At 46.5% G+C, this 4,410-nt stretch carries 3 protein-coding genes and 1 rRNA gene; 3 read left to right on the top strand and 1 reads right to left on the bottom strand.

Annotated features, from left to right (window positions below):
- A 5S ribosomal RNA gene (gene rrf / locus FTT63_RS14885) occupies positions 1 to 108 on the top strand; the annotation flags it as partial.
- 444 nt (positions 109 to 552) lie between these two features.
- Entirely contained in the window at positions 553 to 1,914 is a 1,362-nt protein-coding gene (locus tag FTT63_RS14880) for an aromatic acid/H+ symport family MFS transporter (RefSeq protein WP_005181158.1), read from the top strand.
- 79 nt (positions 1,915 to 1,993) lie between these two features.
- Here the strand turns inward: FTT63_RS14880 and FTT63_RS14875 are convergent, their stop codons facing one another.
- Positions 1,994 to 2,677, bottom strand: coding sequence for a TIGR04219 family outer membrane beta-barrel protein (locus tag FTT63_RS14875; RefSeq protein ID WP_180192452.1), 684 nt, complete (start codon positions 2,675 to 2,677; stop codon positions 1,994 to 1,996).
- A gap of 137 nt (positions 2,678 to 2,814) precedes the next feature.
- On the opposite strand from FTT63_RS14875, the gene FTT63_RS14870 reads away from it, so the two are divergent.
- Positions 2,815 to 4,266, top strand: a complete 1,452-nt coding sequence (locus FTT63_RS14870; RefSeq protein WP_180192451.1) for an aldehyde dehydrogenase family protein — start codon at positions 2,815 to 2,817, stop codon at positions 4,264 to 4,266.
- The last annotated feature ends 144 nt before the right edge of the window (positions 4,267 to 4,410 follow it).

Below are 4,410 nucleotides of genomic sequence, written 5' to 3'. Positions count from 1 at the left end.
ACAATAGCAAGAGTGAACCACCTGATCCCTTCCCGAACTCAGAAGTGAAACCTCTTAGCGCTGATGGTAGTGTGGGGTTACCCATGTGAGAGTAAGTCATCGCCAGCTCATTAATTCAAAATCCCCCGAGCTTAAACAGCAGGGGGATTTTTTTATGGGCGTAATTTCTAGTTTCTACATCTACGACTTGGATAGTATTTTTCTGGCTTTATGACACAATTTTTACATTTATTTGCAAATTTGTGTGGTAGAAGTTGTCATTTAAGCCTGTCTTAAAAATTGCAATGATGAAGCTTTTATTTCACTGTTTTGTAATATAAAAATTTAAAAAAATAGAATAAGTTTCCAGTAATTATAAGATTTATAACTAAATTTTCTGCTGTGAAATTGAGCTTTATTGCTAAATCAAATCTGATTTTTAAGAAAAATTTATCATTTAGACCTTTTATCCATAGACAAAAAATGAATAATCATTCATTTTATAGACAAAAGTGAATGATTGTTCATTTTTTCATATTAAGAATAAAATCTCACAATTGGAGGTGAGGATTAATGACAGCAACAACAATGAATGTGAATGCTGTAGTGGACAAGGCGAAGTTCAAACCTTTTCATTTAAACGTCGTACTCTGGTGTTTATTTGTAGTCATCTTTGACGGTTATGACCTGGCGATTAATGGCGTAGCCCTACCACTACTGATGCAAGAATGGAATATGACTGCTGTGCAAGCAGGCATGTTGGCCAGTACTGCCCTGGCCGGAATGATGTTCGGTGCCATGTTTTTTGGCATGCTGGCCGATAAGATTGGCCGTAAAAATGTCATTTTAATTTGTGTGACCTTATTTAGCGGTTTTACCTTCTGGGGCGGTTTCGCATCTAACCCGACTGAATTCGGAATTTTGCGCTTTATTGCCGGTTTAGGAATTGGCGGAGTATTACCGAATCTGGTGGCCTTAACCTCTGAATATGCACCACAAAAACTGCGCAGTACCTTGGTGACCACCATGTTTAGTGGGTATGCGGTCGGCGGTATTATGGCTGCGTTACTGGGTGCCTGGTTAACTCCAAGTTTTGGCTGGGAAGTGATGTTCTATATCGCGGGTATTCCACTGTTACTGTTACCGATCTTGTGGAAGTTTTTACCTGAATCATTGACCTTTTTAGTGAAAAAACAGCAGGATGAAAAAGCGCGCCAGATTATTCAGAAAATCACGCCAGAAGAAAAAGTCAGTGCGCAGACTCAACTGGTCTTAAATGAAGTACAGGTGCCGGATGCCTCTATTGCCGCCTTATTTAAGCAAAACCGTGGCATGAGTACCTTATTGTTCTGGTGCTGCTTCTTTATGTGTTTATTGATGGTCTATGCACTGGGCAGCTGGTTACCAAAACTAATGATGGCCGCTGGTTACTCGCTGGGTAGCAGCCTGATGTTCCTGATGTCAATGAATATTGGCGCAGTAATTGGCACCATTGGCGGCGGGATTCTGGCAGACCGTTTCCATTTAAAACCGGTGATTATTGGCATGTTCCTGATGGGGGCTGTGGCGTTGGTTGGATTAGGCTTTAACTCGCCACAACCGGTGATTTACCTACTGGTGGCGCTGGCTGGGGCTTCCGCAATTGGCAGTAGTATTCTGCTATACAGCTTTGTGGCGCAGTATTATCCACTAGCGGTGCGCTCAACCGGGATTGGTTGTGCCTCTGCGGTCGGCCGTGTGGGTGCAATTGTCGGCCCGATTATTATTGGGGTGCTATTGGGTATGGAATTACCACATAAACTGAATTTCTTGGCGGTGGCAATTCCAGCGGTGATTGGTGCAATTGCAGTTGCCCTGATTCGCATCCAGAAAGCCTCAGAGCCGGTTACTGAAACGCCACCGGTGGTGTCTAAGGCCAGTCGCTCTTATAGCTAAACCGATGTAATTCATCTAAATCAACAAAAAGCCTCAGTAGAGGCTTTTTGTTTAAAGGTATAAAGATGATTTGCCTGGCTTAGAAGTGTGCTTCCAGCCCGAGATAAGGACCTTTAAAATCCAGCTGGAGATTACGCTCATCACCTTCGTTTAGCTCCACATCTAAAATGCGGTAACCGGCCTTCAGCCCGACATCGACCAGTAAATTATCAATAAAATTATATTTCAGTTCTGCCTGTGCATCGCTAATGACAGTATCATCAAACTTGGCATAGCTGGCTTCGGCTTTGGCACTTAAACCGGTAAAAGGCAGTTTCACCCCGGCTTCGGCATACAGCATTGGCAAGGTTTCACTGACCTGTTCCACTTCGGTTAAATTCTGCTGCACGGTACCGTCCAGTACCTTGGCACCCACACCAATATCGGCACTGACAATATTGTCCAGAATTTCGTAATAGACAATGAAGTCGGAATAATCGAGGTCGATCCGCTCCATCTTTTCATTCAGAACTTCGCGTTCTGATTCTGCCTCAAGTGTGCTGTGCTTAATTTTGACATTCGGTAATAATGGTACTGGATGTTCAACCGCCAAGGCAAAAGACAAACTGGAGTCATCTTTCATCTCGGGTTGGCCCAAGGCACTCGATAAGTCACTATTATAATGCCAGTAATCGACGTTACCTTTAACACCAATAATATCGGCCTGCGCGGCGCTCAAACAGCCAAGACCGAGGATGAAACACAATGCTGGACGTGTACGCATAAAAATCCCTGTAGAGCTTGTATATTCTCAGAATAAATTTATTGTGGAGGATGGAACCGGGAAACATCTCGGCGCATCATATCGGGAATTGGTATAAATTGCATTGACGCATCATGCAAAAAATAGAGGACCTGCACATGGCTACGCACACTGATCATCCGCACGATTATCCTTTATATCTGGCTGGACAGCCGCATGTGACCGGCCAGTGGCTAGAGGTCGAAGATAAGTATCTGCAGCGCTGTTATGCACGTGTGGCGCTGGCCGATGCAGAGACGCTGGAGCAGGCGATTCAGGCCGCAGTCCAGGCGGAAGCGGCGATGGCGGCATTAAAACCGTTTCAGAAACAGAAAATCCTGCTGCATTGTGTGCAGCGTTTTCAGGAATGCCGGGCCGAGCTCACCGAACTGCTGATTATTGAAGGCGGTAAACCGAAAAGGGCTGCCGCTGCTGAAGTGGAGCGCTTAATCAATACCTTTCAACTGGCTGCGGATGCAGTAACCCAGATGGATCAGGGCCGGATGATGCCATTGGCAGTAACTGCCGCGGCTTGCAGTTATCAGGGCATCAGTAAACAGGTACCGATTGGCGCGGTATCGCTGATCAGTCCATTTAATTTTCCTCTGAATTTAACTGCCCATAAAATTGCACCCGCGATTGCTGCCGGCTGTACCTTTGTTTTAAAACCGGCCAGTCTAACCCCGATTTCTGCCTTAAAAATTGCCGAGATTCTGGCGGAAACCGATTTGCCGGCTGGGGCCTTTTCGGTATTGCCCTGTCCGCGTGAGCAGGCCGATGTGCTGGTCACCGATGACCGCTTTAAACTGCTGAGCTTTACCGGTTCCGATGTGGTGGGCTGGGACATGAAAGCGCGTGCCGGACGTAAAAAGGTCACGCTGGAGCTGGGCGGCAATGCTGCCGTGATGATTGAGGCCGATACCGAAGTCAATGATGCGCTGGTTGACCGGTTAATTGGAGGTGCCTATAACCATGCCGGACAGGTGTGTATTAGTGTGCAGCGTATTCTGGTGCATCGCGCGATTTACACACAGCTTAAAGATAAACTGGTCAGCCGTTTGCAGTCATTACGGGCAGCTGATCCGCGTCTGGACAGCGCTTTGGTTGGGCCGATGATTAAAGAGAACGAAGCCGTGCGCCTGAAAAAATGGCTGGATCAGGCCGTAGCAGAAGGCGCGACGGTACTGGTGGGCGGTGAACAGCAGGGGGTGATGTTCGAGCCGACATTGCTGGAGCAGGTTTCGCCTCAGTCAGAAATTTACCAGAATGAAGCTTTTGGTCCGGTGGCTATTCTGGAGCCGTATGAACAGTTTGAGCAGGGCATTGAACGGATTAACCAGAGCCGCTTTGGTTTGCAGGCCGGGGTCTATACCCAGAATCTGCAGCAGATGCTATATGCCTGGGACCAGCTGCATGTTGGCGGGGTGATTATTAACGATATTCCATCATTCCGGGTCGATAACATGCCGTATGGCGGGGTCAAAGATTCGGGTCTGGGCCGTGAGGGAATTCAATCGGCAATTCGTGATATGCAGGAAGAACGTTTGCTGGTGATCCATCAACCGGGTTGACGGCTTGGGGGTGCATCAAGGGTTAATAACTGCTAATTGAAATCTACTTATTTCTATATTATTATATACAAATGAATAGATATGTTAGTATTGGCGTTGCAGCTAAAACACTGGGTGTTTCCATCCAAACCCTAAGAAGATGGG

The organism is Acinetobacter sp. C15, assembly GCF_013420645.1.
In the GTDB taxonomy this organism is placed as follows: Bacteria; Pseudomonadota; Gammaproteobacteria; order Pseudomonadales; family Moraxellaceae; genus Acinetobacter; species Acinetobacter indicus.
This window is presented reverse-complemented; position numbering and strand designations above follow the sequence as displayed.